This is a genomic window from Arthrobacter sp. NPDC057009, assembly GCF_042673905.1.
Classification (GTDB): Bacteria; Actinomycetota; Actinomycetes; order Actinomycetales; family Micrococcaceae; genus Arthrobacter.
This window is the reverse complement of the sequence record NZ_JBHUSB010000007.1, coordinates 147330-171092: the sequence shown is the minus strand read 5'-3', so window position 1 is coordinate 171092 and position 23763 is coordinate 147330. Positions and strand designations below refer to the sequence as shown.

Below are 23763 nucleotides of genomic sequence, written 5' to 3'. Positions count from 1 at the left end.
GATGAGGGGTGGGAAACTGTCAGGCGTCACGCTGGTCCGGCGCGATGAAGGTTTCGAGCACAAAGTCGCGCTCGCGGTAAATGCTGGCAGACGGCCACCGTAGCTGGCTCCGTGCCAGCGCGTGGACGGTGTCGCCGTCGAGCTCCCAGCCGGCAACCGGATGCCTCCAGTGGCAGAGCAGCAGCGTTCCGCCGGGAGACAGGGACCCGGAGATGCGGCTGAACAGCTCCTCCAGTTCGACGGCCGGAAGGTAGTAACCCATCTCGGAGACCACAATGAGGTCAAAGCTCCCCTCCGGCCACTGTTCCGGGAGGGTGAGCTGCCTGGCTTCGGCGCCCGGGTACCGGGCGAGCCGTTCGGCGGCGCTGGCCACGGCCGTGCCGCTGGCGTCCACGGCAAGGAACCGCCCGCAGCGCTTTGCCAGTTCCTTGCTCAGGGTGCCGATCGAGCAGCCGGCCTCCAGGCCGGCGTCGTACTTCTGTTCAGGGAGGGCGGCGAGGGTCAGGCTGCGTTTGCGCTGCTCATACCAGCTGTCCTGGTACCTCCACGGGTCCTCGGAGCTGCGGTGCAGGGCGTCGAAGACGGCTTGGGCGTCCCGGGCGCTTCGCCGTCCGGTGACCGGCGGCCGCCAGGCGAAGACTTCAAAGGGCCGGGAAAAATGTGCAAGGAACTGTTCTGACAGCAGCACCTCGTCCCCAGGCTGGTCGGAGAGCGGCAGCAGCTGGGAGGTGTGGGCGTGCAGGGCAGCACGTTTGGCGCGCTGTTCGCCGGGGCTCAGGGGCAGTCGGTTCCAGTTCCGCCAGGCCGTGTCCTCCGGCGTGGCCCACAGCCAGTACCAGATGGGGTATTCCAGCAGCCCGTGGCTTCCGGCTTCGGCGGCCTCCGCCGCCACGGCTCCCAGGGTGTCGTGGTCGATGTGCCCGTCACCGCGGTACGGGGCAACAATGACCAGGCCGCCCTCAGCTGCCCCACGCTGGCTGATCATTTCCGCCAGCCGTTCGGCAATGACTGCACGGTTCTGCGCCAGCCCGCTGTCCGGGAGGTCCAGGAACTGCCAGCTGTCCGCCAAACCCAACGCCGCCATGGCAGCCGCGAACTCCTCCCGGCGGACGGCGGCAAGCTGCTGTGGCGTCGTGGTGGGCGAACCGGGGTGGGACGCCTCCCCTGCTGAACACAGCAGCACCTCAACGTGGGCGCCGGCGGATGTCAGCCGGGCAAGCAGGCCTCCGGCTCCAAGGGATTCGTCGTCCGGATGTGCAGCCAGGACGACGAAATCCATCCGTGCCAGTTCCGCCGGATCCAGCGGAAGTTCACCGATCGCGGCGAGTCCGCTGTTGGCCCAGGCCTGCTCATCCGTTCCGTCATCCGCGTGCGAAAACGTCACCATGCGTGCTCACCCTTGAGGGTCAGCGCACCCAGCTGGGCGTCGTCACGCGTTGCGTGGTGCTGCCGCACGTAGAGGGACAGGTCCGCCATGCACTTGCCGTACCGTTCGTCGAAGGCCAGTGGCCCGGGCCCCAGGTTTTGGCTCACCAGGAGCTGGACGCGTTCGACGGCGGCAGCAACAGTTCCGCGGACACGGAGCGCCTCGCTCCACGCACCAACCATCCCGTCGCTGGCACCGCCGCCCGATTCGGCGCCGCTGCCCGCCTGCGGCGCGGCATCCACGGCGTCGGCTGCCCGGGCGAGGTACTGGAGCGTTGAGGCCAGGATCCGGTCCACTTCGCCCAGGGCTGCGAGGGCTACCTGGTCGGGCTCGCGCTGGGATCTGGCTCCCCGCAGGAGCGCGGCCTGGAAGTGCCGGCCGAGCGCCACGGCGCCGCCCAGCCAGCACGCGGCAACGCCCATGCCGCCCCAGGCAAAGCCGGGGCGCTCGAAATACCAGCCGTCACCGCCAAGCTGCACGGCCGGAACCCGGTCAAAGTGGACTGTTCCGCTGGGGATTTCGCGAAGTCCCCGGCTGGTCCATTCCGGCACGTCGCATGTGACACCGGCGGCCCTGAGGTCAACGGCAAAGGCAGCCCGGCCGCCCGTCCCGGTGTGCGCTGTCACGACGGCGTGGTCCACGAACTGCGCCAGCGAGCACCAGGGCTTGGAGCCGCTCAGCTGCACGCCGCCCTGATTCCCGCCGGGTTCAGCGGAACCGGATTCAGCGGAGCCGGGTTCAGCAGAAAGGTCAGCGGCTTCAGCCGTCAGCCTCGTGCCGGGGGCCTCGGCCGCGTAGACGCCCCACGTTCCCGTAAAAGTTTCCGGAGTTCCCGCCTGGGACAGGATGGCACCGGCATCCAAATGCGGCTCCAGAACCCGGGCGGCCGCCACGTCCACCGCCGCGACCGAGGCCAGCAGCTCCCAGAGGCGGGCAGTCCGCCCGTCACCGGGCTTCGGTGCGGAACGGCCGGCCTGCTGGGCGATGGCCAGGAGGGCAGGGATGTCCCCGACAGCCGAAGCAACCCTGTCCAGCAGCGGCTCAATGTTCAAGGCAGGTTCGGTGCCCGGTGCGGCTTCGGCTTCCGGCACAGGTCCGACGCCGGCCTGCCGGGCCGGCGCCTCGCTGAAGCGGACGGGGTGCCACTGGCGGTGCGGACTGTTCATGCAGTATCCGCTGAGTGTCCGGGGCGCAGGGTCATGGCCGTGCTATCCCTTTTCCGGTTCGGTGACCGACGCTGAGGCGGGCATCACTTCCGCGTTCACCATCCAGGCCAGCTGCTCCAGCCGGGTGATGGCCGCGTGCAGGACGTCCGCGCTCGTGGGATCTTCTTCATCCACTTCATCGTGAACATCGCGCATCGTCTTGACCGTCTGTTCCAGCCTCGCGGTGATGAGCTTGACGGTGTCCTTGGTGACGGTCAGGCCGGCCGGATACTGGTCCAGCCGCGTGCCGGACGAGACGGTGGCACTGCGGCCGTCCGGAAGGGCATGGATGGAGCGCATGCGCTCGGCCGTCTGGTCGGCGAGGAGGCGGGCACTGTCCACGATTTCATCCAGCTGCAGATGCAGGTCGCGGAAGTTGGTGCCCACCAGGTTCCAGTGCGCCTGCTTGCCCTGGACGTGCAGCTCGATCAGGTCGGTGAGGACCTTCTGGAGATTGCTGGCCAGAGTCTCGGATGCTTTCATGTCTTCCTCCGCTGCCGTCACCAATGCATGTGCATGCCTGGCTGGCCAGGCAGCCCGCCAGGATGATTCCCAGCATACTTATCTTTTGCGCCGCCTTATGTTTTGGGCCGAGCCCTCTGTGGCGGGGACATGCGCCTCAGCGGCCAGCGGGCCACAGCACCGTTGCCTGCAGCGATTCCAGCGGAACACTCCCGTAGGCCCGTGAATCGATGGATCCGGACCGATTGTCACCCAGGACGAACACGTGCCCGTCAGGCACCGTGACGGGGCCAAAGTAGGTGCCGTCGATGCGGCTGTGGTCAATCCCGGGCTCGGCCTGCGGCACCCCGTCCACCACCAGCACCGAATCCTCGATGGCAACGCTCTGGCCCCCGAAGGCAATGGCGCGCTTCACCGCGGGGTTACCGTCTTCCGGGCTGGTGAACACCACCAGGTCTCCGGCCCTGACCGGCCCCAGTAACGGCCCCGGCTTGAACATCAGCACCACGCTACCCTTGGGCAGAGCCGGCGCCATACTGTCAGAGCTGACCGTCACCGGCTCCACCAGCCACAGCCGGGAGGCGAGAAGACCCACGGCCAGCACCAGCGCCGTCGTGATTGTCTTCCCCCGGAAACCCTGGCGGGCAGAGCCGGCAGGGTTTCCGGGGATGGCATTGCCGTCAGGGGCCGCCCCGGTTCTCGGGCCCGCGCTCGTTTTTGGGTCGGCCCTGTGCGCCGCTAGCCGTCCCATGGGGGCAGTGCCGCCGTCATGAGGTCGTTGGGCCGGCTGACCACGGACATCACCGGACCTCCTTCCGATAGCGATGGTTTAAGAGCGGCTTGGACGGTTCCAGCATGCCGGGGCGGGCTTGTAAAAAGCCGGACCGGGCGGGAAATCGTGGGGGTTATAGGGGGCCACCCCCAATTGGGCCCCCTCAAATCGATGGTCAAATTCACCTTCCCCAGCCAGAGTCCGCATACATCCGGATGGCAGCAGGGGGTACGCCCGCATTTGGGATCCGCACAGCCACTTTTTCCCACCGGTTTTATCCGACCTTTGTCCAAGGTGAAGCATCCACTGTTGACGCAGTTGGGAACGCATCTCCCGACTTGGCCTTGAAGGTACTGGGGGCCATAAATCGAGTGTCCAATGAGGAGTTACCATGTCGCATTCAGCGATGAGGCCCACGATGCCTGACGGAGCCAAGCGCTCCCGGCCAGCGCACCGCAAGCCCACCACCACCGCCGGGCGTATTGCCCCGGCCGTTGCCGGCGCCCTGCTGGCAGCCGCACTGTCACCGCTCGGCGCTGTTCCCGCCAACGCTGAAACCGCCGGGATGGGTCCAGTCGACCCGGCAAACGGGTTCCCTACCTGGTATTCGGACGGCACGGTCAGGCTCCAGCTCTGCTATGAAGCAGGCAAGGGCTGCCTGAGCGAACCGCCCAATCCTGGCCAGGCGGTGTCCTACCCGGACAACTTCCCGGATGAGGCCTTCTGGTTCGCCGCGATGGCAGACGTCGGAACCGGCAGCTACGAGGCAGCCCTGGAAGCCGCCCACGCCAACGAGGCCGTGGTCGACGGGGACCAGATGGGCTTTGCCCGCCTCCGCTTCCGCTTTGACAGCCTGCAGGCGGGCGCCTCATACACCATCACCCACCCGTACGGCGTCCACACCTTCACGGCAGATGCAGAGGGAATCAACGAAACGATCGACGCGGGCGCCTGCGCCCCCACCCCCGACGCTGCCTGCGACTGGGCCGGCGTCGGCGCCGCCTTCCTGGGCGACTTTGGCCGGGGCACCACGGCGTCGTTCCTCCGTCAGGATGGTGCCGCACCGGGCACGATCGGCGACATCAACACTGCACGGACCGTCACCGGCGCGCCTTCGGGCAACAACTTCGTGACGATCACCGGTCCCGACGCCGGCGGACCCGGCGTCGATACTGCCACCACGAACCTCTTCACGGTGCAGGGCCTGATCGCGGAGGGTACCGAGACGGGTCCGTCCACCCCGGACCTGGCTGCCGCCAGCGACAGTGGCCGCTCCAATGCCGACAACGTCACCCGGATCACGACGCCGACCATCACCGGAACCCTTCCGGCCGGTGTCTCCGGCCCGGTTCAGCTCATCGTGAACGGCGGCGCCCCGGTTGCCGCCACGCTGACCGGATCCAGCTACTCGGCAACGCTCGCGGCCCTGCCGCAGGGTACGAACCGGGTTCAGGCCAGGGTCGCGAACCCCGCCTTCGCCGGCGATCCCACCCAGCCGGAGTTCCTGACGTCGGCAACGCTGACCTTCACCGTGGATTCCGTTGCCCCGACAGCTTCGGTGGTAGCCCCATTCCCGTCCTCGCCCAGCCTGGACACCACGCCGTCGCTGAGCTTCACAAGCAACGACGCTAACGCGCGGTTCGAATGCCAGCTGCAGCCGACCAACGTGACGTGGGATCCCACCTGCGCCTCGCCGAAGACGTGGGATCAACAGGCCAGCGGTACGTACAACTTCCTGGTCCGCGCCACGGACGTTGCCGGCAATGTCAGTGCGCTGGCCAGCCGCACGGTGCAGATCGGCACCACTGTCACCGCCCCGTACCGCAAGGTGCAGGACTTCAACAGTGACGGCCGGGCCGATGTCATCTCCCGCGATTCCACGGGAACGCTCTGGCTCTACCGTGGCAACGGAAGCGGCGGCTTCCTTCCCCGGACCAAGATGGGCGCCGGCTGGAACGGGATGACGGCGATCATCAGCGCCGGCGACTTCAACGGCGACCGCAAGGCCGACGTCATCGCCAGGTCCTCCAGCGGCGTGCTGTACCTGTACCGCGGCAATGGAAACGGCGGATTCCTCGGCGGTGCGCCGGTCGGCGCCGGCTGGAACTCCTTCACGGCCATCACCGCTGCCGGAGACGTCAACGGTGACCGCAAGGCGGACCTTGTAGCCCGCGACAGTTCCGGCAGGCTCTTCGCCTACCCAGGCGTCGGCAACGGCGGTTTCGCCGCACGGATCCAGATCGGCACGAGCTGGAACAGCCAGAACACCATCCTGGGCACCGACTTCAACGGTGACGCCAAGCCCGATATCGTCTCCCGTGATGCTGCCGGCAGCCTCTGGCTCTACCGCGGCGACGGTGCGGGCGGGTTCCTCGCCCGGATCCAGATCGGCGCCGGCTGGGGCGGTCTCAACACCCTGACGGCTCCCGGCGACTTCAGCGGCGACGGCAGGGCAGACATCATCGCCCGCGACTCAAGGGGCGGCCTGATCCTCTACCGCGGCAACGGTACGACCGGCATCCTGGGCCAGGCCGTCGTCGGTACCGGCTGGAGCACGATGAGTTCCATCCAGTAGTTCCCGGCTCTTAGAGCAAGCAGCTCCCAGAGCACCCAGCAAGAAAGAGCACCGCCCGCGTACATCCAGTACGGGGGCGGTGCTTCTTTATGCCGGCAGTGGCGCGCTCAGCGCACCACTGCCAGCGCGAAGCCGTCCCAGCCCTTGGAGCCCACGGTCTGGATGACCGTGGCGTCCAGCCGGCTGTCCTCGCCCATCATCTGCAGCGCACCAATGATTCCCGGGGCGTTGACCTCATCCATCGAGGGGTCCAGCGGCACGCCCTCCCACACCACGTTATCCATCACGATGCTGGTGCCGGCCCTCCCCAGCCGCACAGCCCAGTCGAGGTACTGCGGATTATTTTCCTTGTCCGCATCGATGAAGACGAAGTCGAACGGGCCTTGCCCTTCCGCCTCGAGGGCGGCGAGGGTGTCCAGCGCCGCTCCAGTCCGGATCTCCACTTTGTGGCCGATGCCGGCCGCGTCCACGTTGGCCCGGGCCACGTCGGCGTGCTTCTGCAGGTATTCGCAGGTCACCAGCCGCCCGTCGTCGGGCATTCCCTGGGCCATCCAGATGGTGCTGAAGCCGGCCAGGGTGCCGATCTCCAGCACTTTCCGGGCACCGGACGCCGCCACCAGCAGCTTCAGGAGCTTGCCGGCGTTCGGGGTCACTTCGATCGGCGGCATTCCGGCCTCTTCGGCGGACCGGACGGCGCGCTGGACGGCTTGATCGGGGTGGACGACGACGTCGGACAGGTACTTTTCCATGGCCGTCCACTCGGGCCGGGGCTTGTGCTCAAACATGCGCACAGTCTTCCAGCAAGCTCCCTGCCCGGCTAGGCTTCCCTATCAGTTGCCTTCGGCCGCGGTGCCGCCCAGGGCGCCCTCCAGGCGCTCGACCTTCGCGGTGAGCTCGCCGGAATAGCCGGGCCGGATGTCCGCCTTGATCACCAGCGACACCCTGCTGCCGAATTTGCCCACGGCCTCGGTGGCGCGCTTGACGACGTCGAACACCTCATCCCATTCACCCTCGATGGTGGTGAACATGGAGTCGGTCTCATTGGGCAGCCCGGACTCCCGGACAATCCTGACGGCGGCAGCCACGGCGCCGTGCACGGATGCATCCCCGGCACCCGCGGCGGCGTAGGCAGGATCAGCGGGAATTCCGGACGGGGCGACTGAAAATGCAAGCAACATGGGTCCAGTCTGACACGGCGCCGGGTGCCGCCCGGTCTGTGGGCTGTGTCATATTCGGCGCTACCAACCGGTAACGGAGCCAGGCTGACACAGCGTTGCTAACCTTGGTCCATGAACCTCGTAGTAGAGCGCAAGCCACTGCGTGCCGACGCTGCACGCAACGTGGACAAGATCATCAATGCCGCCCGCGAGTGTTTCCGGCAGTACGGCCCGGACGTTCCGCTGCAGACCATTGCCGCAACCGCAGGCGTCGGTCCGGCGACGCTGTTCCGGAATTTCTCTGACAAGGAACAGCTGGTCCTGGCTGCCCTGAACCGCCAGCTCCGGCTCCACGTGGACCCGGTTATCGACGTCGCCCTGGCGGGCACCGATGCGGCCGAAGGCCTGTTCCGGGTCATCGACGCAGTAATGACAGCGGCCAGTGACAACGCCAACCTGCTCGGCGCCGTGGCCGGCAGGCGGGATCTGCTGAGGGGCATCACCGGAAGCCTGATTGAGTCCGTTGGCGTCCTCCTTGACCGCGGCCAGGATCAGGGGACCCTGCGCGTGGACATCTCGCTGACGGACATGGTGCGGCTCCTGGCCATGCTGATCGGAGTGGTGGACACCATGGAGCCCGGCTCCGACGCCTGGCGCCGGCCCGCCGCCCTCGTTGAGGACGCGATCCGCGCCGAACGTCCCACCAGGGCCCTGCCCCCGCAGGTGCCACTCCCTTCGTCACAGTTCGAATAGCTCCAGTTCGAATAGTTGGCTGTGCGGGTCCGGCATATTCCGCACACCGCCCCTGCACAGTAAGCTAGGCACACCGGTGGGTTAGGAAGTCAGCCTCGGACAGTTCCATATACGGAGCACACCATGTCATTTCCTGCATGTGTTCAGCCAGCATGTATCCAGCCCAGACCGGCCGTGGCATCATGAACCGCTCACAGCTCGCGCACTTCATGAAGCATTCAACGGATCCTGAAATCACTCTGGGTGCGGCCTCCACCGATGAGCTTGCCATCATCGTGGACGCGCTCTACCGGAACCTCGATACGCCGACTCCCGTGTTCGGCGCCCAGGACTGGTACGACCTCGCCACCGAAGAGCTCGCACGGCGGTCCGAGCCGGCCTCACCCGACGCCTACGGCGCAGCCTGAGCCACTGCAGCCCGCGTCCTGCAGGGGCACAGCCCGCTAGGGCCGGGTGGACAGCGTGTGCAGGGCCGCGGCCAGGCATTCGCTCATGGCCTGCAGCGCGATCAGCTGCGCTTCGCGCACCTGGGGCTTGGGAGCGTTGATGCAAATGGCCTCATCCGCCGCCTGCGCCAGCGGGTTGGGAGCCGCCCCGGTGACAGCCCAGACGGTGGCTCCGGCGGCACGCGCATTCGCCGTAGCTTCCAGCAGGGCATGCCGGTGACCGCTGGCGGAGACTGCCAGGAGAACGTCGTCGGAACGGATGTGGGCCCGCACCAGGCTGGCGACCTCATCCGCGTGCCCCTGGGCAATTTCGACGGCGCTGACGGGGGCAGCGCCTGGTGACACTCCTGGCCTCAGCGCGATGACGGAAAACGGCTGGCGCTCACTCGCGTGGCGTCCAAGCAGTTCCGCGGTGAATTGCTGCACCTCCGCCGCCGAACCGGCGCTTCCGGCAGTGACCAGGCGGTTTCCGGAAAGCAGCAGCCGGGCCAGTTCCTCGCCCCACTTGGCCAGGCGTGAGGACTCGTTTCTCAGGGACGCCACCGCGGGCCCCACCTGCCGCAGGTGCTCGAGGACGATGTCCACCGGGGCTTTCATTTCGAACGGCGCATCCGTGGCGCGGGTCCGGGACAGTCTGCTGACGGCCTTCATTTTGTACAACACCTCTTATTTAGAGCATACAGCCGCAGTGACCCACGTCACCCCTGGGCATTATTTCCCCGGAGGCACCCGGATACCAGATTTCCCGCTGCTTCAGCTCCAGCCGGCCAGCCGGAGCAAGGCAGCAGCCCCCGCCCCTGCCAGCACGACAACCAGGAAGGGTGCCCGCAGGAGCAGTGCCACAGCGGCCGCCGCCAATGCGCCCAGGCGGGCATCGAGAACCAGAGCCTGCCCGTTGGCCAGGGTGTTGACGATGGTCAGGGACGCCAGCAAACCGATGGTCATGGTCCCGGCGATCCGGGACGTTCTGGGGTTCTGCAGCAGGCTGGCCGGCAGAAGGTAGCCCACCAGCTTCCAGGCGTAGGCGAAAAGGCAGGCGAGCAACAACCACACCCACAGGCTCACTTGGCACCTCCCGGGCTGGTTCCGTTGCCCTTGTGACGCCCGCCTGAATGGTGGCCCGGGGCCGGGTGATGGCCGGCGTGCCGCTCGGTGTACGGGTCGATGTCCGGCTCGAGCCCTTCGTCCTGGCGGCCGTGGCTAAGCCAGCCGATGACGGCAGCCACCACTGCGGCAATCAGGATGGGGACGCCTGCAGGGACGAACGGCACGGCCAGCACGGTTGCCAAGGCACAGACGACGGCGATCGCCACCGGTTCGCGGCCCTTCAGCCGCGGCCAGAGCAGGCCGAGGAAAGCCGCCACGGCTGCACCGTCGAGTCCCCACTGCTTCGGGTCTCCCAGCGCGCCTCCGGCCAGCGCACCCACCGCGGTGAAGACGTTCCAGAGCACAAAGATCCCAATGCCGGCGGCCCAGAAGCCCCTGCGCTGCTCGTCAGGATCCGACTGCCCGGTGCTGGTGGCCGTGGACTCGTCGATGGTCACGTGGGCGGCGGCGTAACGACGCCACCCCTTCGGCCGGAGCAGCACGTTGAGCTGCATGCCATAGATTCCGTTGCGCATTCCCAGCAGGGTGGCCGCCCCCATGGCCGCCAGGCCCGAGCCGCCGCCGGCCACCACTCCAATGAAGGCGAACTGCGAACCGCCGCTGAAAAGCAGCAGGCTCAGGGCCATGGTCTGCCAGAAGTCCAGGCCCGAGGTCACCGAAAGGGCGCCGAAGGACACACCGTAAAGGCCGGTTGCGATGCTGATGGACAGTCCGACGCGGACCGCCGGGGAACGCAGGAGGCCGGGGGGCCAGGTGATGGGCATGCCCCCACTCAATCACAGCGGCGGCCGGGACTGAGTGGGAGTGCCGGCTGCCAGGGCCGGCTGCCGGAGCAGGGCAAGGACCTGGCCCGGCCGGTTGGTGGTGATTTCCTGAATGCCGAGCTCCCGGCACAGGGCCACGTCATTCTCTGCGTCCACCGTCCAGACCCGGAAGCGGCGGCCGGAATTCAGCCACCGGCCCACAGTGCCCGGGTGCCGGCGCACGTAGTCGATGCCGGGTCCGGCGATGGCCACTTCGCCGTCGTTAAGGATCCGCTCCCCCTCCAGCTGCGCGGCCTTCATCACGTTGGCCACCGCACTGCCCGTGAAGGGACCCAGCCCCAGTTCTTCGCGAATTTCGGTGACATTGACGTCGTCCACCAACTGGCAGATGAACTGCGGGGGCACTGCTTTGAGCAGGTGGCGGACCGAGTCCGGGCTGAAGCTCATGAACGTCACCCGGATGTTGCCCAAACGGGACGTGCGGGCGTCCCAGCCTTCCGCCCGAAGCAGCTCCAGCACCCGGTCCTCCAGCTTCAGCTGGTAGGGGCTGGGATGCTTCAACTCGATGGCAAGCCCGACCTCCCGTCCGGCGGCCCGGAGGAGGTCCAACAGGTCCGGCAGGGTGAGGAACTGTTCGGACCTGGGCCCATAGGCCTCGGGGATCCGGACGCCCTTCCAGGAGCAAAAATCCAGCAGCCGCAGCTGGTCGACCGTACGTTCGGCCACCGGACCTGTACCGTCCGAGGTCCGGTCCAAATTCGCATCATGCAGCAGGACAACGTGCTGGTCACGGGTGAGGTGCACATCGCACTCCACACCGTCCGCACCGTCGGCGAGCGCGCGGAGATAAGCGGCGCGGGTATGCTCGGCGAAATCCGCGCTGGCACCCCGGTGGGCGTAGACCAGGGGACGGGCTGGGACTGACTCGTCGGCTGTCATGGTCACACGTTAGCCGACCGCCGCCGCCAAAGCGGGACTAGGCTTGGCACATGCAGGTGAACTCTGAACCAACCACCCAGCTGGCATCTCCCCCCGGTGAGGCAACCGCTGAGCGTCCGGGGCAGGACGGCCCGGCCCGGCCCGCCGTCGGACCCCATCAGCTCACGGCGGGCGACGCCGAAAAGGCGGCCGCCCTCCGCAGGATGAAACTGGTGGCGCTCTGCCTGCTGCTTGCCATGGCCGTGGTGTTCGTCGTGGCCTTCGCGCTGCAGAAGCAGTACCCGTGGCTGCAGTATGTCCGGGCCGCGGCGGAAGGCGGCATGGTGGGTGCCCTGGCCGACTGGTTCGCCGTGACGGCCCTGTTCCGCTACCCCATGGGGCTGAAGATCCCGCACACCGCCATCATTCCGCGCCGCAAGGACCAGATCGGCGCGTCCCTGGGCGAGTTTGTGGAGACGAACTTCCTGTCCGAGCAGGTGGTCCACGACAAGCTGGCCAGCATCAACATCGCCGGCAAGGTGGGCAGCTGGCTGTCGGGGCCGGGCGGCGCCGAGCGCGTGGCCAAGGAAGGGGCGGCCGTCATCCGCGGCACGTTCAAAGTGCTCAACGACGACGACGTGCAGGCCGTCATCGAGGGCATGGTCCGCAAGCACCTCCTGGCTCCCCCGTGGGGACCTCCCGTAGGACGCATGGCCGAGCGGATCTTCGCCGAGGGCCACCACCACAAGCTGGTGGACCTCCTCGTGGACCGGGCAGCGGACTGGGTTGCGGCCAACCACCAGACGGTCAGCCGGCTCGTCACCGAGCGCTCCCCGCAGTGGGTGCCCAGCTTCGTGGACGGCCTGGTGGGCGACAAGGTCTACATCGAGCTGCTGAAATTCACCCGCGCGGTCCAGGACGACCAGCAGCACCAGGTCCGCTTGTCCATCGACAAGTACCTGACTGATCTCGCCCAGGACCTGCAGCACGATCCCGCCATGATCGCCCGTGCGGAGGGCATCAAGGCCCAAGTGCTTGGCGATCCGGAGGTCCGGGAACTGGCTTCCCGCACCTGGGCGACCATCAAGGGCGCACTGCTCAACGCCGTCGACGATCCGGACAGCGAACTGACCGTGAAATTCAAGGCCGCGGTCCGCGATTTCGGCACCCGGCTGGTCACCGACGAGGAACTGGCCGGCAAGGTCAACGCCTGGATCGGCGATGCGGCCGGCTACCTGGTCCGCACGTACCGGTCGGATATCGCCGGGGTGATCACGGATACGGTGGCCCGCTGGGACGCCGAGGAGACCTCGCAGAAAATTGAACTCCAGGTGGGCAAGGACCTGCAGTTCATTCGGATTAACGGCACCGTGGTGGGATCCCTCGCCGGCCTGGCCATCTTCACGGTGGCCCATCTGGCGTTCGGCTGACCGGCTCCTCGGGGACCCGCGCCGGCCGGGAGGCCGGTGCCGATCCCCTAGGAGAACCCGGCCCCTATGCGAACGGGGCCAGCTCCACCCCGGCTCCCTCCAGGCCGGCCCGGACGGCAGCGGCCATGTCGACGGCGCCGGGGGTGTCGCCATGGATGCACAGGGAATCGGGGTCCACCCGGACCACGGTCCCGTCCACCGCCACCACCTCGCCCTTGAGCGCTAGGCGCACTGCCCGCTCAACGATCGGCTCGACGTCGTGCAGCACGGCACCTTCCTGCGAGCGCGGCACCAGGGTGCCGTCCGGCAGGTAGGCGCGGTCCACGAACGCCTCGCGGAAAACAGGGTGCCCGGCGTCCTGGGCCTGTTTGAGCAGTTCGGACCCCGGAAGGCCCAGCACCGGCAGGCCGGGATCGTAGGCCTGGATGGCAGCCACCAGCGCGGAAGCCTGCTCGGCGTCGTGGAACGCCCGGTTGTAGAGGGCACCGTGCGGCTTGACGTAGTCCACCGTGGCGCCCACCGCGTGCGCCACTCCGTCCAGCGCCCCCAACTGGTACAGCACGTCGCCGAACAGCTCATCGAAGGACATGTCCAGGGAACGGCGGCCAAAACCGGCGAGGTCCCGGTAGCCGACGTGGGCGCCGACGGTGACGTCCAGCTCATAGGCGGCGCGGCAGCTGTCCAGCATGGTCACGGGATCGCCGGCGTGGAAACCGCACGCCACATTGGCGCTGGTGATCAGCTCGAACATCGCGGCGTCGTCACCCATGGTCCAGGAGCCGAAGGACTCCCCGAGGTCAGCGTTCAGATCCACCCGTACCGCCTTCCCTTATGCCGGATTCGCGTGTGCCGGCATCCCATGTGCCGGCATCCAGTGGGCGGCCAGCCGACGATCCGGCGTCCGGGCCCTCTGCCCCTGCAGGCTTGAGTTCACCCGGGAGGGTGTCCGGCATCGGACCAAACGCCTCCTTGGCATTGGCGACGACGGTCCGGCCCATCATGAGGTTGCCGGCACCGCCCACCACTGCTCCGACGCCGAACGGCAGCGCACGCCCAAACAGTGCGGTTCCCTGCCGCTTCAGCAGGTTCCGGAGGAAGGCCTTCTGGATCCGTTCACGGATGAAGCCGGCGCCGGACGAGGACATCCTGCCCGCCAGCGCATTGCCCCAGGCCTGGCTTGCGCCCTTGCCCCTGCCCATGGCCTGGCCGCTGAGGGAACCGAGCAGCGCAGTCCCCTCCTCGCCGAGCATCACGGCCATCACCAGGGTGCTGGCCTTGTCCGGGTCCGTCATCCGGATCCCGTGAAGCTCGGCCAGCGAGGTGGCGTAGAGGGCCGTGGCCTCCAGGAACCCCACGGTGGCGGCGGCTGAGAGACCGAGGGACGCCAAGGTGCCCACACCGGGCACGACGGCGGTGGCCCCGACCAGCGCGCCCCCGCCCGTCACTGCCCGGAGATAGTCACGCTCAAGGATGTCCGCGAGCTGGGTGGCGGACGCCCGCGGATTGCGGCGCTGATGCCGGCGGATGTTCGCGACCACCAGCGGGCGCTGGATCTCCACCGCCTTCAGCAGCAGGTTGTGGACGCCGGGTTTGGGATTGCCGTGGGCGTCGAACACGGCGTTGTGGGCTGTTTCGTGCGCGATTCTCATCGCGGGGTTGCGTCGCTTGGCCATCATCACCTCTACGTCGGAACAACCGGCGGCCGGAGACCGCCGTCTAGCCTTAACACTAGGGCACACCCCAACATACCAAGCATGCTGATCACCGGCCGCAGGCAATCCTTCACCAGCAATCCCTCACGGGGTAAGCCCGTCACAGCGCCCAGGACTCGGCCAGCGCCATGTACGCGGAGGATGAGGGACCCCGCGGTCCGGGGTAGACCGTAGGGGCGCCGGGCCATTCGACCCCGAACTCGGAGAGTTTGCCTCCGCTGCACGGATGGTAGACGTTGCTCATCGAGGCACTGGCGGGCCCGAGCGGGAAGTCGGGGGCGGAAAACTGGCGGCGGTCCAGCACCCCCGAGATCTCGATGGCGGCCTGCCGTCCGGTTGCCCGGAAGCCCCGTTCCAGATCCAGTTCGACGTCGAACTCGTCCCCGGTGTGGCTGACCGCACCGAGCGGAAAGCGCGCGGCCTCCGGAAGGAAGCGCGTCAGTTCGGTGGCAAGGGATGAGGCAAGGAGTTCGTTGGAGCCGTAGCTGCGCCAGCCCTGGAGCGTGGCCACCATGAGGACCGTCCCGCTTCCCCACCGGGACCAGTCGGCCAGCCAGAACGAAGCAAAGCAGCTGGCAGGCTCGCCGGCAATATGAACGCCGTTCCGGTCCACCGGGTGCAAGGCAAGGCCGAAGTTAGCGCCGATCAGCGCCACATTGCGCCGCCCCGGCCGTACCGGTGTGTTCCCCATGGCTAGAGCCTATCCCTCCCGGAGACGTTCCATGCCGCAGCGGCTGGCCTAAGATTGCCCTGTGCCACTCCCCCGCGCCCTTCGGCCCTTTTCCCACCGCGAGTACCGTGTCCTGATCGGTGCCCTGGCCATCTCCATCTTCGGCTCGGGCATGTGGGCCGTGGCCATGGTCTACCAGGTCATCCACATCGGCGGCGGCCCGCTCGAACTGTCCCTGGTGGCCGCTGCAGGCAGCGTGGGGCTCGTGGCGTTCGTCCTTGCCGGCGGCATCGCGGCAGACCGCTTTCCGCAGCGGCTGCTGATCATCGCCGTCGAAGGGATCAACCTCGCCGTCATCGCGGCGGTCAGTGGACTGGCGATGGCAGGCTGGCTGCAGCTCTGGCACCTGGTGGCCGGCGCCTTCGTCCTTGGCGTCGGGGCGGCCTTCTTCTTCCCGGCGTACTCCGCGATTTTGCCGCGGATCCTCCCGTCGGAGGACCTGCTCGCGGCCAACGGCATGGAAGGGACCCTGCGGCCCACGCTTCAGCAGGCGGCGGGCCCCGCAGTGGCCGGCGTCCTGGTGGCCGCACTGTCGCCGTCGCACGCCGTGACCGGCGTTGCCGTGTGCCACCTGCTGGCCTTCATCGTCCTGAACTTCCTCGGCCAGCATGCCCTCGAGGCCCCCGGCAGGGGGGATGGCGCCACGGGCGACGGGGCCAGCGGGGACGGCACAGCCAAGGCACCCGCAAAGAGCTCCTTCTTCGCCGACCTCCGCGAGGGCGTCAGCTATACAGTCCGGACACCGTGGCTGCTCTGGACACTGCTCTGGGCCTGCATCTCGGTGCTGTTCCTGATCGGCCCCATCGAAGTGCTCCTGCCCTTCCTGATCCGCGACCAGCTGGGCGGGGACAGCCGCATGTTCGGGTTCCTGCTGGCCATCATGGGCGTGGGCAGCGCCGTGGCCTCGCTGGTGACGGCATCGGTCCGGCTGCCGCGCCGCTACCTGACCCTCATGATGGTGTGCTGGGGAGCGGGCACGCTGCCGCTGGCAGCGGTGGGGCTCATGGACAGTTTCTGGCTGCTTGCCCTGGCGCTTTTCATCTTTGGCGCCACCGGCAGCGTGGGCATGGTCATCTGGGGAACGCTGCTGCAGCGGCGCGTACCGCCGCACCTGCTGGGGCGCGTGTCCAGCCTGGACTTCTTTGTGTCCCTGGCGCTGATGCCGGTGTCCATGGCGCTGGCCGGCCCCGCTGCCTCCGTCCTGCCGATCTGGCTCATCTTCCTGGTGGCGGGCGGCGTTTGCCCGGTCATGGCGGTGGTGGCACTGCTGGTGGCCCGGATGTCGTCGGACGAAATCGCCCATCCGCTCGAACGCCGGGACCCGCTCCCTGTCGAGGCCGAGACAGCCACCTGAGAGCGGATGGCGGGCCCCGGCGCCACCAGCAGGGGCGCCGGGCCGCGGGTGCCGCCCGGCGCCGCTTAGCCGGCGCGCACCACCGGGATGCTCGCCGTCGGCGGCCCGCTGGGGAACACCGACGGTTCGGGGACGTGCACCGGCTCCAGCGGAACGCGGACCGGCTGGGAACCCACAGTGAACCGGGCCCCGCGCACGTCGATGTCCAGCTCTCCGCCGTCGAGGACGGTCAGCGTAAGGGCGCCCTGGTCGAGTTCCACCAGGAGCAGCCGCCCCTGCAACCTGAGGTGGAAGCGCAGGCTGTCCCATTCCTCGGGCAGCCGCGGATCGAAGAACGGCACGGGGCCCTGGTCGCGGAGCCCGGCGAAGCCACACACGAGCGAGCTCCAGACCCCGCCGGTGGAGGCGATATGGACGCCGTCGATCGTGTTGCCGTGGGTGTTGTCCAGGTCGATGAAAGCGGCGTTCGTGAAGTGGTCCAGGGCAGCCTTGCGGTAACCCACCTCGGCGGCCATGATCCCCTGGACACAGGCGGAGAGGGTGGAGTCGCCTGTGGTGATGGGATCGTAGAAATCGAAGGCCCGGCGCTTTTCCTCGGCCGTGAACTCCTGCCACTGCAGGAACATGGCCAGCACGGTGTCCGCCTGCTTCAGCACCTGGTGGCGGTAAATCACCAGGGGGTGGAAGTTCAGGAGCAGCGGGTACTTCGAGCGCGGCGTCGTCCAGTCCCACGGCTCAAGGGTCATGAAGTCGTTGTCCTGCGAGTACACCTGGAAGTGCTCGTCGAAGGGCAGCTGGATCCGCTCCGCGGCGGCCTCCCACAGTTCCCGTTCGGCGTCGTCCACGGCCGGGTGGTTCAGCGCCGCAGCGGCCCGCAGGTTGAACCGGGCCATGACGTTCGTGTACAGGTTGTCGTTCACCACCGCCGTGTACTCGTCGGGCCCCGTCACGCCGTGGACATGGAACAGCCCGTCTTTGCCGAAGAAGCCCAGGGACGCCCACATGCGGGCGGTTTCAATCAGCAGGTCGGCCCCCATCCCCGCGCGGAACTCGGAATCCCCGCTGGCCCAGACGTACCGGTTGGCGGCAAAAGCAACGGCAGCGGCAATGTGGAACTGCGCCGTGCCGGCAGCGTAATAGGCGCTCGCCTCCAGCCCGTTGATGGTCCGCCAGGGGAACAGCGCCCCGTCAACGCTCAGCTCCTTGGCCCTGATCTTGGCGTCCGGGAGCATCTCGTGCCGGAACTCCAGAACCTGGCGCGCGCCGTCGGGGTTTGAATACGTAAGGTACGGCAGGAGGTAGATCTCCTGGTCCCAGAAATAGTGCCCGTCGTAGCCCGAACCGGTCACACCCTTGGCCGGGATGCCGGCAACGCCCGCCTTGGCGGTGGCCTGCGCGAGCTGGAAGAGGTTCCACCGGATGGCCTGCTGCAGTTCAGGCTGCGCGCCCACCTGGATGTCGGCGTTGGCCCAGTAACTGCGGTAGTGCGCTTCGCTTTCGGCAAAGACATCGCCGACCGGCTTCAGCCCGGCCTCCGCTGCAACCGCCGGGTCCTCCCCGGCTTCCGCGTCCGCAACGCCGGGCCGGCCCGTCAGGGCTCCCCTGGCCACGGCGTAGCTGACGCTTTTTTCCAGCCGGAACGGCTCATCGGCGGAGACCGCCAGCACGTAGCGGACGCTGCTGTCGTCCTGGTCCACGAGCGTATCGAACGGCTGGTGGCCCGCCGATGTCCAGTGTTCGACGGCGATCCCCACCCGCTGCTTCGACTCCGCGGCCTCCCAGGAGAGGCGCAGCGAACCGTCGCCGCCCTCCATCCGGACAGGCAGCAAAACGCGGCCCGCGTGCCGTCCGGCCCGGCGCGGGTCGTGCGCGGAATGGTCCTCCACGGGCTGGTCCTGCCGGTTGATGATGGACGACGTGACGTCCACGGAGACTGCCTGGTCGGCGGAAACCTCCAGCGAGATGCCCAGGCTGCCGCGCGCTTCGAAGCCCACGGCCCGGCGCTCCACAGTGGTCACCGTGGCACCGGAACGGCACTGCCAGACGATGCTGCACTCGTAGATGCCGGTGGCAAAGTCCACGGACCGCCGGTAATCGAGCACTGCCGATTCAGCAAGGCTGAGCAATTCGCCGTCGATGATGACCGTGAAATTGTTGGCATCCGGTATGTAGAGGATGCGCTGGCCGGTGCGGGCGAAGCCGTAGGCGTTCTCCGCGTGCTTGATGTCCCAGATCTCGTGGAAGCCGTTGATGAAGCTGCCGGGCAGCTCGGCATCGGATGCGGCCCAGTGGGCACCCCGGACGCCGAGGTGGCCGTTGCCGAGGGCAAAGAGCGTCTCGAGCGTCCCGGCGTCGCCGGGTGCGTGGCTCGTCTCCACGAGCTTCCAGGGATCATTGGGGAAGCGGACGCGGTCGGCGTTGATGAGTGCCATGATGGCGTTCCTTAGACGGTCGAAATGGTGCTGGACGTTCTGCCGGGCTGGGGGGCCCGGCACGGGAACTTCGGGGCTAGAGAAGTTCTTCGAGGTCGTTGACCACCAGGGTGGCGCCGGCGTCGAGCAGCGTCTGCCGCCCCGCCCCGCGGTCCACGCCGATGACGGAGTGGAAACTGCCGGCCCTGCCCGCCTGCACGCCGGAGACAGCGTCCTCGACGACGACGCACTGCTCGCTGGGCAGGTCAAGGAGCCGGGCAGCGTACTCGTAGGTGGCGGGGTCCGGCTTCCCGGGCAGCCCTGCCTCAGCCGCCGCGACGCCGTCGACAACCACCGGGAAAAGGTCCGCCAGGCCGGCCGCCCGCAGTACCGAAGGGGCGTTCCGGGAGGAGGAGACGACGGCGACCTTCAGTCCACGCTCCAGCGCGGCTTCCAGGAAACGCACCGATCCCTCATATGGCTCAACCCCGGCGCTGACAATGTCGTTAAAGATCCTGTTCTTCCGGTTGCCCAGGCCCTGGACTGTGACGTTGTCCGGGTGGTCATCGGCCGGGCCCTCCGGAAGGGTGATGCCGCGGGACGTCAGGAAGTCCCGGACGCCGTCGAACCTGGGCTTGCCGTCGATGTGGTCAAAGTAGTCGCTCTCCCGGTACCCGTCCTTGTCGGGAACGGTTTCGAGGTAGCCGTCGAACAGTTCCTGCCAGGCGCGCTCGTGGACGATGGCGGTGGGGGTGAGCACACCATCCAGGTCAAAGAGGATGGCCGCGGCGCCGGTCCAATTGTTCGGCCGGCTGCCAGCGTTGGTATTCAGGGTTTCGGTCATGCTTTTTCTCCGTGTCCTTTCGGGGGTTGGACAGCAATGTGTTGGGGAAACTACCACGAACGTGGTCGACGGTGACCAGGGGAGATGCGGCGTGCCTGCAGAACCTGCCGCCCGGAATCTTGCATTCAGCGCGACATTGCTCTCAGCGCGACCTTCCCGTTCAGCCCGGCCTTCCGCCAGGCGCGCCGCGTGCCCGAGCGGTTCTGTTGGCTTGTTCTGCAGCCTGCAAAAGCCGGGGCTTCCTGCGGACCGGGCTGCGCTGCCCTGCCGGAAACGGCGGCGTTCCACTGCCCGCAGCGGAACGGCTGAAAGAAAAACGGGCTATGTCCGGCGCGTGAATTCGCGCGGTTCCGCCAGTTGCACCGCTGCATTGCGGGCCAGGCAGAAGGCGCCCATGTGCGGGCGCAGGGTTTTTGGCCTATGTCCATGATGAAGGTGCAGGCGGTTGAGGGCAAGCCAGCGGAACGTCCGCGCAGGATGGGTGGCGCGAGGAGGCATGGCGCGGTCCTGCCCTTTCGAAACTCTTGAGTCGTTCTCTTCCAGCCCCCAACATCGGTGGACGGCTATGGCCGGCACCGGTCGAGGATGAGTGTAAACGCTTGCAGCTTTGCCCCGCAACTGTTTTTAAGTCAGCTCAGGACGTAGTGCCGCAGGAACGCGCTGACGTCCACCATCTCGGCCTTGGACATGGCGTGACCCATGCCGGGATACGTTCGCGCGGTGAGCCGGGTGTGCGTGTTGAGCCACTCCTCGGTATAGGCGATTGCGTCCCCGTTGATGATCAGGTCAGCCTTGTCCCTTCCCCAGAAGAACGGGGGCCGCTCGTCAAGGGATTCACTGAGTGCCAGCAGGTCATTGTTGAGGACGAATCCGGAAAGCCCCACCACGGCAGGGAAGTCCCGCGGCCGCAGGCGCAGGAGTGTGGTCGCCATGGCCATTCCCTGCGAATACCCGAGCAGGCTCACACTGGTGTGGTTTGACCGGGCCGAGTCGATCCAGGAAAACACGGAGTTGGCCGCCGAGATGACGTCGGCAAAATCGTTGGTCAGGAAGTAGTCCAGCAGGAACCACCCGTAGCCGTTGGCGATGGGCATGGGCGCGCGGAGCGCCGCGCAGGTGAACTCCTTTGGGAGATAGTCGAAGAGGTTGACCATCCTGGATTCGTCAGTGCCGTAGCCGTGCATCATTACCAGCAGCGGGGTGCCTGCACGCTCTTCCTCCGGCTTGGACCATACAACCGTCTCCATCCGATCAGCCTAGCGAGTCATCCAAAAACTCCGCGCGCCGCTGACCTGCACTTTTGATTGAAAGTCGGGGTACCCGGATGTAGCCTGACGCTTGACAGCATGCTTAGCAATCGGCGCACGACAAACCGCACGGACTCGGATGCGAGAAGTCCGCGAACGCAAGGAGCACCTCATGAGAATCGGTTCTTCCATCTTCCTTATCGCCCTGGGCGCCATTCTCGCCTGGGCTGTCACGCCAGGCCTTATCCCCAACGTCGACATGACGCTGATCGGCTACATCCTGATGGCCGTCGGTGTCATCGGGCTCATCGCGTCCCTGGTCATTGCCTCCCCCGGCAGGAGGGGCCGGGTCAGTGAGACGCGCTCTGTCGTGGACCCGAACACAGGAGAGCGAATCACCCGGAATGAAAGCCGCGACAACGGACTGTAGAGCCGCTCGGCAAGGACGGGCAGCAGCGGACTCGCCAAGCATGGCCGGGCCGGACCTTCGGGTCTGGCCCGGCTTTTGGTTTTCTGTGGTTTTTTCGTTGACAAACCAACATGAACGAAGATAAAGTCAAGTACTTGCAGATTTGTGACAGCCATCACTGAAGCACTGAAGAGCCGTGATCCACCACTACGCAACGGAGGGTATGTGTTTGCCGAGGAGCGCCAGCAGCAGATCGCCGGGCTTGTTGCAGCCAGCGGCCGCGCCAGCGTGACCGACCTCGCCGAGCGGTTCCGCATCACCACCGAAACCGTGCGCCGCGACCTGGCCGCTCTGGAATCGGCGGGCACGGTGCGCCGCGTACACGGCGGGGCCGTATCCGCCGACCGCTTCAGCACTACGGAAGAAAGCATCCTCGAGCGGACCATCCAGCGGCAGGCGCAAAAGCTGCGCATCGCCGAGGCCGCCCTCGACTTCCTCCCGAAGGGCCCCTCCAGCAGCATTCTCCTCGACGCCGGCTCCACCACCGAAGTCCTGGCCGACCTCCTCGCCCGCCGCGGTGCCGCAGCCCCGGCCAAGCCGGCCGATCCCGCCCAGGAGCTCCTGGTCATCACCCACGCCATTCCCATTGCCGCCAAGCTGGCCAGCACCCCCGGCATCGCCCTGCAGATTCTGGGCGGCCGGGTCCGCGGACTCACGCAGGCCGCTGTGGGCCAGGGCACGGTGGAAGCAGCCGGCAAGCTGCGCCCGGACATTGCCTTCGTGGGGACCAACGGCATCCACGCAAGCTTCGGCCTCAGCACACCAGACTCCGAAGAGGCCGCAGTCAAGGCCGCCTTCGTCCATTCGGCGCGCCGCATTGTGGTCCTGGCCGATTCGTCCAAGCTGGAAGCGGAAACGCTCGTCCAGTTCGCCTCGTTGAAAGATCTGGATACCGTGATCACTGACCGCAAACCCGGCTCTGAACTAGCAGCGGCCCTCGCCGAGGCAGGCGTGGAGGTGGTGGTCGCATGATTGTGACCCTCACTGCCAACCCCAGCCTGGACCGGACGGTGGCCCTGCCCGGCCCGCTTGAGCGCGGCGAAGTCCAGCGCGCAGTCTCCGTCACGCAGGAATCCGGCGGCAAGGGAGTCAACGTTTCCCGTGCCCTCGTGACGTCCGGCCTCGAGACCCTTGCGGTGCTGCCCGGCGCGGAGTCCGATCCCGTGCTGGCCGGCCTGCGTGAAGAGGGCGTACCGTTCGCGTCGCTGGCCATCCACGAACCGCTGCGGACCAATGTGGCCCTGACCGAGCCCGGCGGGGTCACCACCAAGATCAACGAGCCCGGTCCGGTCCTCGCCGAGGACACCCAGGAAGCGCTGATCAACCTGCTCCTGGAACGTTCACGGGGAGCCAGCTGGGTGGTCCTGGCGGGATCGCTCCCGCCGGGCGTGCCGGCTGATTTCTATGCCACCGTCACCCGTCGGCTGCGCAATGCCGACGCCGGTGCGGGCGTTCCGATGATCGCCGTCGACTCCTCCGGTGCTCCCCTGGCAGCGGCCGTCGCCGACGAGGCACCGGCAACATCAACAGGAACAGCTTCCGGGAAACCGGACCTGCTCAAACCCAATGCCGAGGAGCTGGCGGAACTGGCCGCAGCAGCAGGGTCTTCCTCGGCAAGCACGGCTGAGGAACTCGAAGCGGATCCGTACGCTGCCGCGGCGGCAGCTGCCGCCGTCGTGCGTTCCGGTGTGGGGGCCGTGTTGGCAACGCTCGGTTCAAAGGGCGCTGTCCTCGTGACGGCCGACGGCGCGTGGCTGGCCACGCACCCGCCGGTCACCGCAGTCAGTACGGTCGGCGCGGGAGACTCGTCGCTGGCCGGCTACCTGCTGGCCGCCAGCCAGGGCGCTGCCCCGGCCGACTGCCTCCGCCAGGCTGTGGCACATGGCGCCGCCGCCGCTTCCCTGCCGGGTTCCACCGTTCCGGCAGTCCACCAAACAACCCCCGACGCCGTAACCATCACGGCCCTCCGGAAGGATTGACA

General features: G+C 67.4%; 24 protein-coding genes. 8 read left to right on the top strand and 16 right to left on the bottom strand.

The window, feature by feature from the left end; translation table 11 throughout:
* Nucleotides 1–19 precede the first annotated feature (19 nt).
* From ACFTR6_RS09900 to lepB, 4 genes are all read right to left on the bottom strand, one after another.
* Nucleotides 20–1387: a PIG-L family deacetylase gene (locus ACFTR6_RS09900; RefSeq protein ID WP_377957765.1), complete on the bottom strand. Its 1368-nt coding sequence runs from the start codon at nt 1385–1387 to the stop codon at nt 20–22.
* Nucleotides 1381–2592 carry a hypothetical protein gene (locus ACFTR6_RS09895; protein ID WP_377957764.1) on the bottom strand — a complete coding sequence of 404 codons (1212 nt, stop codon included), beginning with the start codon at nt 2590–2592 and terminating at the stop codon, nt 1381–1383. Before ACFTR6_RS09895 ends, ACFTR6_RS09900 begins: the two co-directional genes overlap by 7 nt.
* A gap of 42 nt (nt 2593–2634) precedes the next feature.
* Nucleotides 2635–3114, bottom strand: coding sequence for a Dps family protein (locus ACFTR6_RS09890; RefSeq protein WP_377957763.1), 480 nt, complete (start codon nt 3112–3114; stop codon nt 2635–2637).
* Nucleotides 3115–3250: 136 nt separating this feature from the next.
* Nucleotides 3251–3700, bottom strand: a complete 450-nt coding sequence (gene lepB / locus ACFTR6_RS09885) for a signal peptidase I (RefSeq protein ID WP_377957828.1) — start codon at nt 3698–3700, stop codon at nt 3251–3253.
* Between the two features lie 556 nt (nt 3701–4256).
* On the opposite strand from lepB, the gene ACFTR6_RS09880 reads away from it, so the two are divergent.
* Nucleotides 4257–6440, top strand: coding sequence for an FG-GAP-like repeat-containing protein (locus ACFTR6_RS09880; RefSeq protein ID WP_377957761.1), 2184 nt, complete (start codon nt 4257–4259; stop codon nt 6438–6440).
* Between the two features lie 107 nt (nt 6441–6547).
* On the opposite strand, the gene ACFTR6_RS09875 is transcribed toward ACFTR6_RS09880, so the two are convergent.
* Nucleotides 6548–7225, bottom strand: a complete 678-nt coding sequence (locus tag ACFTR6_RS09875; RefSeq protein ID WP_377957760.1) for an O-methyltransferase — start codon at nt 7223–7225, stop codon at nt 6548–6550.
* Nucleotides 7226–7270: 45 nt separating this feature from the next.
* The gene (locus ACFTR6_RS09870; protein ID WP_377957759.1) at nt 7271–7618 is read right to left on the bottom strand and encodes an MTH1187 family thiamine-binding protein; all 348 of its coding nucleotides are present in this window, start codon (nt 7616–7618) and stop codon (nt 7271–7273) included.
* 111 nt (nt 7619–7729) lie between these two features.
* Here ACFTR6_RS09870 and ACFTR6_RS09865 point away from each other — a divergent pair, with 111 nt between their 5' ends.
* Nucleotides 7730–8350, top strand: a complete 621-nt coding sequence (locus tag ACFTR6_RS09865) for a TetR/AcrR family transcriptional regulator (protein WP_377957758.1) — start codon at nt 7730–7732, stop codon at nt 8348–8350.
* 182 nt (nt 8351–8532) lie between these two features.
* Entirely contained in the window at nt 8533–8757 is a 225-nt protein-coding gene (locus ACFTR6_RS09860) for a hypothetical protein (protein ID WP_076803599.1), read from the top strand.
* Nucleotides 8758–8793: 36 nt separating this feature from the next.
* Here the strand turns inward: ACFTR6_RS09860 and ACFTR6_RS09855 are convergent, their stop codons facing one another.
* From ACFTR6_RS09855 to ACFTR6_RS09840, 4 genes are all read right to left on the bottom strand, one after another.
* On the bottom strand, nt 8794–9447 hold the full coding sequence (locus ACFTR6_RS09855) for an SIS domain-containing protein (RefSeq protein WP_377957757.1): 654 nt from the start codon (nt 9445–9447) through the stop codon (nt 8794–8796).
* A 102-nt stretch (nt 9448–9549) separates the two neighbouring features.
* Complete coding sequence (locus ACFTR6_RS09850; RefSeq protein ID WP_076799069.1) at nt 9550–9861, bottom strand: AzlD domain-containing protein; 312 nt, start codon at nt 9859–9861, stop codon at nt 9550–9552.
* Complete coding sequence (locus ACFTR6_RS09845) at nt 9858–10667, bottom strand: AzlC family ABC transporter permease (RefSeq protein WP_377957755.1); 810 nt, start codon at nt 10665–10667, stop codon at nt 9858–9860. Before ACFTR6_RS09845 ends, ACFTR6_RS09850 begins: the two co-directional genes overlap by 4 nt.
* A 12-nt stretch (nt 10668–10679) precedes the next feature.
* On the bottom strand, nt 10680–11606 hold the full coding sequence (locus tag ACFTR6_RS09840; protein ID WP_377957754.1) for a glycerophosphodiester phosphodiesterase: 927 nt from the start codon (nt 11604–11606) through the stop codon (nt 10680–10682).
* 50 nt (nt 11607–11656) lie between these two features.
* On the opposite strand from ACFTR6_RS09840, the gene ACFTR6_RS09835 reads away from it, so the two are divergent.
* Nucleotides 11657–13015: a DUF445 domain-containing protein gene (locus tag ACFTR6_RS09835; protein WP_076799072.1), complete on the top strand. Its 1359-nt coding sequence runs from the start codon at nt 11657–11659 to the stop codon at nt 13013–13015.
* A 64-nt stretch (nt 13016–13079) separates the two neighbouring features.
* Here the strand turns inward: ACFTR6_RS09835 and ACFTR6_RS09830 are convergent, their stop codons facing one another.
* The 3 genes from ACFTR6_RS09830 to ACFTR6_RS09820 form a co-directional block, all read right to left on the bottom strand.
* A complete protein-coding gene (locus tag ACFTR6_RS09830; protein ID WP_076799073.1) occupies nt 13080–13829 on the bottom strand; it encodes a LamB/YcsF family protein in 750 nt (249 codons plus the stop codon).
* A complete protein-coding gene (locus tag ACFTR6_RS09825; protein ID WP_377957826.1) occupies nt 13813–14688 on the bottom strand; it encodes a hypothetical protein in 876 nt (291 codons plus the stop codon). The genes ACFTR6_RS09830 and ACFTR6_RS09825 overlap by 17 nt, the downstream gene beginning before the upstream one ends.
* 139 nt (nt 14689–14827) lie before the next feature.
* Nucleotides 14828–15418, bottom strand: a complete 591-nt coding sequence (locus tag ACFTR6_RS09820; RefSeq protein ID WP_087873089.1) for a hypothetical protein — start codon at nt 15416–15418, stop codon at nt 14828–14830.
* A gap of 61 nt (nt 15419–15479) precedes the next feature.
* Between ACFTR6_RS09820 and ACFTR6_RS09815 the strand changes: the two genes are divergently transcribed.
* On the top strand, nt 15480–16811 hold the full coding sequence (locus tag ACFTR6_RS09815) for an MFS transporter (RefSeq protein WP_377957753.1): 1332 nt from the start codon (nt 15480–15482) through the stop codon (nt 16809–16811).
* Between the two features lie 65 nt (nt 16812–16876).
* On the opposite strand, the gene ACFTR6_RS09810 is transcribed toward ACFTR6_RS09815, so the two are convergent.
* The 3 genes from ACFTR6_RS09810 to ACFTR6_RS09800 form a co-directional block, all read right to left on the bottom strand.
* Entirely contained in the window at nt 16877–19243 is a 2367-nt protein-coding gene (locus ACFTR6_RS09810) for a glycoside hydrolase family 65 protein (protein ID WP_377957752.1), read from the bottom strand.
* A 76-nt stretch (nt 19244–19319) separates the two neighbouring features.
* Nucleotides 19320–20066 carry an HAD family phosphatase gene (locus ACFTR6_RS09805; RefSeq protein WP_087873092.1) on the bottom strand — a complete coding sequence of 249 codons (747 nt, stop codon included), beginning with the start codon at nt 20064–20066 and terminating at the stop codon, nt 19320–19322.
* Between the two features lie 629 nt (nt 20067–20695).
* On the bottom strand, nt 20696–21313 hold the full coding sequence (locus tag ACFTR6_RS09800; protein ID WP_377957751.1) for an alpha/beta hydrolase: 618 nt from the start codon (nt 21311–21313) through the stop codon (nt 20696–20698).
* A gap of 172 nt (nt 21314–21485) precedes the next feature.
* On the opposite strand from ACFTR6_RS09800, the gene ACFTR6_RS09795 reads away from it, so the two are divergent.
* From ACFTR6_RS09795 to ACFTR6_RS09785, 3 genes are all read left to right on the top strand, one after another.
* Entirely contained in the window at nt 21486–21743 is a 258-nt protein-coding gene (locus ACFTR6_RS09795; RefSeq protein WP_076799080.1) for a DUF6458 family protein, read from the top strand.
* 204 nt (nt 21744–21947) lie between these two features.
* Nucleotides 21948–22754, top strand: coding sequence for a DeoR/GlpR family DNA-binding transcription regulator (locus tag ACFTR6_RS09790; protein ID WP_076799081.1), 807 nt, complete (start codon nt 21948–21950; stop codon nt 22752–22754).
* Complete coding sequence (locus ACFTR6_RS09785; RefSeq protein ID WP_076799082.1) at nt 22751–23761, top strand: 1-phosphofructokinase family hexose kinase; 1011 nt, start codon at nt 22751–22753, stop codon at nt 23759–23761. The genes ACFTR6_RS09790 and ACFTR6_RS09785 overlap by 4 nt, the downstream gene beginning before the upstream one ends.
* The last annotated feature ends 2 nt before the right edge of the window (nt 23762–23763 follow it).